The sequence below is a fragment of the Micromonospora sp. WMMD1082 genome (genome assembly GCF_029626175.1).
Classification (GTDB): Bacteria; Actinomycetota; Actinomycetes; order Mycobacteriales; family Micromonosporaceae; genus Micromonospora.
In genome coordinates, this window is sequence record NZ_JARUBM010000002.1 from 7,424,092 (window position 1) to 7,430,596 (window position 6,505).

Genomic DNA, 6,505 nt, shown 5'->3' on the forward strand with positions numbered 1-6,505 from the left:
GTTGCCTCCCTTCCCGTGCCACCCTCGCCTGCCGCTGTTGCCAGCCGGTTGCCCCACCATGTCCAGCCGTGACCAGCCGTGCGGTCTGCGTCACAGCTGGGGCCCGGTCACGGGTTCGCGCTGACCGGTGGGGTGCCGACCAGGTCCAGCCGGTCACCGAGGATCACCGCGCTGGCCCGGACCAGCTGAGCGAGCCGATCCACCTCGGTGGAGTGGAACGCGGCGGGCGCCAGGGTCTCGCTGTGCTCGCGGCAGACCACCAGGACCAGCCCGGCCCGACCGAACGGCGCGACCGCGAAGTGGCCGCCGTCGGGCATGGTCATCGACCGGGCGCGCAGCGGGGTCACCTCCGGCAACTGCGGCGGTACGGGCGTACGCCAGCTGGCGTGCCCCACCGTCGCGCCGCCGCCTCCGCTGCGGGAGGCCCAGTCGACGGGCACCATGGCGGCCACCGCCCACTCGGCGGCGAGCAGCCCCGGCACCGCGTCGACCAGGGTGGCCAGCCCGTCGACCGGGTTGCCGGCGACCTGTGCCAGCAGCTCGGCGTCCTGGCCGGTGGTGGTGGGCGCGCCGATCGCCCGCCACACGCCGTCCACCCGCACTCCGGGGATCGCCGCCAGGCCCGCCAACAGCCGCTCCACCCGGGCGGCGCCCGGCCAGACCACGGTGAAGTCGTCGACCGCCCGGCCGCCGAGGCGTTCCAGCACGACCACCTGGACGATGTCCGCGCCCGACACCCCGAGGGTGCGCGCCACCTGGCCGAGCGTGCCCGGGCGGTCCGGCAGGGTGACCCGCACGCGCAACAACATCTCTAACCCCTCCGCTCGGCGGGCCGGCACGGTGGCCGACAGGCTGATCCCCAGCCTGTCAGATGACCATTTCGTCCCTGTTGCGGTGGCATGACCCGAGGGTCAAACCTGACCTTGACACCCCGCCCGAGCTGCTGAGATCGCGACATGCGGGCAGATAGCGCCGCTGGTCGGGCCGACAGCCCGAGGCGCCGCAAGCCGTGACCGGCCCGGCGGCCGAGGGGTCAGGCGGAGGCGCGCTCGACGAACTGGGTGTCCAGGACGATGTGTGGCGCGGGGATCTCGTCGCCCCGGATCCGGGCGACCAGCAGCCGCGCCATCTGCCGCCCCATCTCCTCGGTGGGCTGGAACACCGACGACAACGGCGGGTCGGCCTGCCGGGCGATCGGCGCGTCCTCGAAGCCGACCACGGCCACGTCCTCCGGCACCCGGCGCCCCGCCTCGCGCAGCGTCCGCAACGCGCCGAAGGCCATCAGGTCGGCGGCGACGAAGACCGCGTCCAGGTCGGGACAGCGGTCCAGCAACTGCCGCATGGCCGTCGCCCCGCTCTCCTCGCTGAAGTCGCCGTACGCGATCAGATCGGGGTTGACGCCGAACCCGGCGGTGCGTACCGCATCCCGGTACCCGGACAACCGGGCCAGGCCGGCGCCCATGTCCTGCGACCCGGCGATGGTGGCGATGCGCCGCCGCCCCCGTCCGGCGAGGTACTCCACGGCCTGCCGCGCCCCACCGGCGTTGTCGATGTCGACGAACGAGGCGGGCTGCGCGTCGGGGTGCAGCATCCGCGCGGGACGGCCACCGAGCACGGTGGGCAGGCCGCGCTCCTCCAGCAGGGTGGGCAGCGGATCGGCATCGTGCAACGACAGCAGCAGCACCCCGTCGACGTGCTGGTTGGTCAGGTGGTGCTCGACCCGTTCCCGCTCCAGCGGCGACTGCGCCATGGCCAGCCAGAGCTGCAACGGCGTCTCCAGCAGGGCGGAGCTGATCCCCCGGACGATGCCGGCGAAGAACGGCTCGGCGAAGATCCGCTCGCCGGACTCGCTGACCACCAGGGCCACCGAGTCGGTCCGCTGGGTGACCAGTGCCCGGGCGGCGCGGTTCGGCACGTACCCCAGCTCGGCGATGGCCTGCTGGACGGCGGCCCGGGCCTCCGGACTCACCTGGGGGGAGCCGTTGACCACGCGGGAGACCGTGCCGCGGCCGACACCGGCGCGGGCGGCGACCGCGTCGAGGGTCGGGCGCCCGAGCGACCGGGTGCGCTGCGTTGTCATCGTCTGCTCCTCCGACGTCAGGCGGCCCCGGCACCTGCTTCAGCGTCGGTGCCGGGCCGCCCGTTACTGGCTGGCCGTCGCCCTATTGTGCGGCCAGACCGTTGCGTCGGATCACCTCCGCGTACCACCTGGCGCTGGACTTGGGGATACGGGTCTGGCTGTCGTAGTCGATGTAGATCATGCCGAACCGCTTGGTGTAACCCCAGGCCCACTCGAAATTATCCATCAGCGACCAGGCGAAGTATCCCCGCAGGGGGACGCCCGCGCTGATCGCCTCGTGCGAGGCGCGCAGGTGGGCCTCGAAGTAGGCCAGCCGGTCGGCGTCGTCGACCTGACCGTCGACCACCACGTCGACGAAGGCCGACCCGTTCTCCGTCACGTACAGCGGCAGGTCCGTGTACTCCTCGTGCACCCGGCGCAGCGTCTCCAGCAGACCCGGGGAGTCGATCTCCCAGCCCATGTCGGTGACCGGCACCCCCCGGGTGACGAATCGGACGTCCTCGCTACCCGGCCAGCTGGACGACGCCCGCCAGTAGGGTTCCGGCTTCTCCCCGGGCACCGGTGCGGCCACCACGTGCCGGCTGTAGTAGTTGACCCCGACCAGGTCCAGCGGCGTGGCGATGGTGGCCAGATCCCCGTCGTGGACGTGCTCGAAGTCGGTCACCTTGGCCAGGTCGGCGACCAGGTCGGCGGGGTAGCTTCCGCGCAGCAGCGGGTCGAGGAAGAACCGGTTGGCCAGCCCGTCGATGCGTCGCGCGGCGTCCACGTCACCCGGCGCGTCGGTGGCCGGGGTCACCGGGTACAGGTTGACGGTCACCCCGAGCTGCGGGCCGGGCCGGGCCGCGCGCAGCGCCTGCACGGCGAGCCCGTGCCCGAGCATCAGGTGGTGCCCGGCGCGGACCGCGTCCGCCCCGGCGCGGCGGCCGGGGGCGTGCACCCCGGAGCCGTAGCCAAGGAAGGCGGAGCACCAGGGCTCGTTGAGCGTGGTCCAGTACTTCACCCGGTCGCCCAGCGCGTCCGCCACCAGCTGGCTGTAGTCGGCGAACCGGTAAGCGGTGTCCCGAGCCGGCCAGCCACCGGCGTCCTCCAGCTCCTGGGGCAGGTCCCAGTGGTAGAGGGTGAGCCAGGGCTCGATCCCGTTGGCCAGCAGCTCGTCGACCAGCCGCCGGTAGAAGTCGAGCCCCTCGGCGTTCGCCGGGCCCGACCCGCCCGGCTGCACCCGGGGCCAGGAAACCGAGAAACGGTACGACTTCAACCCCAGCTCGGCCATCAGGCGAACGTCCTCGCCGAGCCGGTGGTAGTGGTCGCAGGCGACGTCGCCGGTGTGCCCGGCGACCGTCCGGCCCTCGGTGTGGCTGAAGGTGTCCCAGATCGACGGGGTCCGGCCGCCCTCGGCCGCCGCGCCCTCGATCTGGTACGCGGCGGTCGCCGCACCCCAGAGAAAGCCGGGTGGGAAGGTCAGCGGCGCGTCTTCGTCCAGGACGCCGACGGCGGGCGGGGTGGCGGGGTTACTCACGACTTGACTGCACCTTCCATGATCCCGCCGATGATCTGGCGGCCGAACAGAATGAAGACCAGGACCAGTGGCAGGGTGCCGACCGCCGTGGCGGCGAAGACCTGGGAGTAGTCGGTGTAGTAGGCGTACGACAGGAAGGAGAGCGAGACCTGCAGGGTCGGGTTCTCCGGGGTGAGGATCGCGTACGGCCAGAGGAACGAGTTCCAGTTCTCCATGAAGGTCAACAGACCCAGCACGCCGGCGGCCGGACGCAACGCGGGCAGCACGATGTTCCAGTAGATCCGGAAGGTGCTGGCGCCGTCGACCCGGCCGGCCTCGATCAGTTCGTCGGAGATCGCCTGGCTGGCGTACTGCCGCATCATGAACACGCCGAAGCCGGTGACCAGGAACGGCACGGTGACCGCGTAGAGGGTGCCATGCCAGTCGAGCTCCTGCATCATGCCCCAGAGCGGGATGAGGCCCATCTGGGTCGGGATCATCATGGTGACGATGATCGCCAGCAGCAGGATGTTGCGGCCCCGGAATCGCAGCTTCGCGAAGGCGAAGCCGGCCAGCGAGCCGGTGAGCACCACCGACACGGTGACCACCGAGGAGACGATGATCGAGTTCGTCAGGCCGGTGAGGAAGTTGGCCGCGTCGTTGTCGAGCACCCGCCCGAAGTTGTCGCCGAAGGCACTTCCGGGGGTGAACGGCGGCGGCACGTCGTTGATGGCGTCCAGGGTGCGGCTGCCGATCACCAGCATGTAGTAGAAGGGGTAGATCGACAACAGGGCCGCCAGGACGAGGGCCATGTAGGTCAATGGACTGGTGCGCCACAGGCGCTGGGAAGCCGAGAACACAGACCTCTCCTCACTTGGCCGCGCGGCGGACGAGAACGAAGTTGAGCAGCGACATCAAGACGATGATCATGAAGATCGCCCAGGCCACCGCGGCCCCGTAGCCTGCGGTGCTCAGGTTGTCGATGCCCTTCTCGTACATGTACATGGCCAGGGTCTGGAACTCCCGCTGATTGCCACCGAGGATGCGCCCGTTGGCGAAGAGCAGCGGCTCGGTGAAGAGCTGCATGCCGCCGATCGTGGAGAGGATGACCACGAAGATGAAGGTGGGCTTGAGCATCGGCAGGGTGATCCGCCAGAACTGCCGCCACTGACTGGCGCCGTCGATCGCGGCCGCCTCGTACAGGTCCTTCGGGATGGCCTGCATGCCGGCGAGCAGGATCAGGGTGTTGTAGCCGGTCCACCGCCAGTTGACCATGGTGGCGATCGCCGTCCAGGAACTCCACCGCTGCGCCCGCCAGTCGATCTGGTCCACCCCGACGAAGCTGAGCAGCCAGTTGAACAGGCCGAACTCGCGCTGGAACAGCATGCCGAAGACGATCGCCACCGCAGCCACCGAGACCACGTTCGGGACGAAGATGGCCATCCGGAAGAAGGTCTTGGCGCGCAGCAGCGTGCGGTTGAGCAGGTTCGCCAGGAAGAGCGCCAGCAGCAGCTGCGGGATGGTCGACAGGGCGAAGATGCCGAAGGTGTTGACCAGCGCGTTCCAGAAGTACTCGTCGGAGACCAGCTGGGTGTAGTTGTCGAATCCGATGAACGAGTGATCGCCGATCATGTCCCAGTCGTGCAGCGACATCCAGGCGGTGCGCAGCATCGGGTACAGCCCGAACACGCCGAAGATCAGGAAGAACGGCGCGATGTAGAGGTACGGCGAGTACTTGAGATCCAGGCGGTTGAGCAGGTACCCGCGACGACGCCGGGGCGCAGCATCGGGTGGTGGTGGTGCTGGCGACGGCGGCGCCGTCGTGGCCGACAGACTCATGCTGTTTTCCTTTTCCGGCGAGGCCGGGGGCCCTCGCGCAGGGGCAACCCAGAAGGGGACCGACCGGTGGCGTCCGGGTAGTCCCCGAACGCCACCGGTTGGGAATCACTCAGAAGGCGCCCTGAACACCGGCGTCCTTCACGAACTGCTCCCAGGCCTTGTCCTTGCTGGCCTGCCCGTTCTCGAACGACCGCAGGGCCGGCTCGAGCGCGTTCTCCTTCACCGCCTGGTGCTTCGGGCCCAGGTGCACCGGCTCGATCTTGCTGACGCTCTCGCCGAAGATCTTGCCGGTCGGCGCGTTGCTGAAGTACTCGTTGGTGTAGCTGAGGAACGCCTCGTTCTGCAGCGCCTCCAGGCTGGTGGGCAGCGGGCCCTTGAGCTTGAAGGCCTCCACCTGGCTGGTGGCGTTGGTCAGGAACTCGGCGAGCTTCGCCGCCTCCTTCTGGTGCGCGCTCTGCTCCGGCACGGCCAGCCAGGAGCCGCCCCAGTTGCCGCCGCCACCCGGCACGGCCGCCACGTCCCACTTGCCCTTGTTGGCCTCACCGGAGTTGTCCGCCACGATGCCGAGCATCCAGGACGGGCAGAAGGTCGCCGCGAAGGTGCCCTGCTTGAAACCGCCCGACCACTCGGGCGACCAGGTCGCCGTCTTGGCGGAGATGTCCGCCATCGAGGTCGCGGTCTCCCAGGCCGCCTTCACCGCGGGGCTGCTGTCCGCGATGATGTTGTTCTCCTTGTCGTAGAACAGGTCGCTGCCCTGCTGAAAGAGCACGCCGTTGGAGACGGCGGTGATCGAGTCGATGAAGTTCTTGCCGGTGGCCTGCTTGTACTTCTGGCCGGCCGCGTGGAAGCCGCTCCACTCCGGCCAGAGCGCCGACACCTCGTCCCGCTCGGTGGGCAGGCCGGCCGCCCCGAACAGGTCCTTGCGGTAGCAGACGGCGAGGCTGCCGACGTCGGTCGGCAGACCGATCAGCCGCCCGTCCGGCGCCTTGCCCAGCTCCCACTTCCAGGGGAGATACTCGGTGGAGTGGTCGTCGACCAGCGGAGTCAGGTCCACCCAGTTGCGCGGGTTGGCCTTGAACTCGTTGAGGATG

General features: G+C 69.8%; 6 protein-coding genes. All 6 read right to left on the reverse strand.

Annotated features, from left to right (window positions below; all coding sequences use genetic code 11):
- Window positions 1–107: 107 nt before the first annotated feature.
- Window positions 108–809 (reverse strand): amino acid-binding protein, encoded by a 702-nt coding sequence (locus tag O7615_RS34230; protein ID WP_278175041.1) that lies wholly within the window; start codon window positions 807–809, stop codon window positions 108–110.
- A 224-nt stretch (window positions 810–1,033) separates the two neighbouring features.
- On the reverse strand, window positions 1,034–2,080 hold the full coding sequence (locus O7615_RS34235; protein WP_278175042.1) for a LacI family DNA-binding transcriptional regulator: 1,047 nt from the start codon (window positions 2,078–2,080) through the stop codon (window positions 1,034–1,036).
- An 82-nt stretch (window positions 2,081–2,162) separates the two neighbouring features.
- Complete coding sequence (locus tag O7615_RS34240; protein ID WP_278175043.1) at window positions 2,163–3,596, reverse strand: GH1 family beta-glucosidase; 1,434 nt, start codon at window positions 3,594–3,596, stop codon at window positions 2,163–2,165.
- Entirely contained in the window at window positions 3,593–4,435 is an 843-nt protein-coding gene (locus O7615_RS34245) for a carbohydrate ABC transporter permease (RefSeq protein ID WP_278175044.1), read from the reverse strand. The genes O7615_RS34240 and O7615_RS34245 overlap by 4 nt, the downstream gene beginning before the upstream one ends.
- A 10-nt stretch (window positions 4,436–4,445) precedes the next feature.
- Window positions 4,446–5,414, reverse strand: coding sequence for a sugar ABC transporter permease (locus O7615_RS34250; RefSeq protein ID WP_278175045.1), 969 nt, complete (start codon window positions 5,412–5,414; stop codon window positions 4,446–4,448).
- A 109-nt stretch (window positions 5,415–5,523) separates the two neighbouring features.
- Window positions 5,524–6,505 (reverse strand): extracellular solute-binding protein (locus O7615_RS34255; RefSeq protein WP_278181922.1); only part of this gene is annotated, 982 nt, incomplete at its 5' end.

Coding starts and splice junctions, on each gene's coding strand:
- O7615_RS34230 (WP_278175041.1), bottom strand. CDS start 809: ATGTTGTTGCGCGTGCGGGTCACCCTGCCGGACCGCCCGGGCACGCTC.
- O7615_RS34235 (WP_278175042.1), bottom strand. CDS start 2,080: ATGACAACGCAGCGCACCCGGTCGCTCGGGCGCCCGACCCTCGACGCG.
- O7615_RS34250 (WP_278175045.1), bottom strand. CDS start 5,414: ATGAGTCTGTCGGCCACGACGGCGCCGCCGTCGCCAGCACCACCACCA.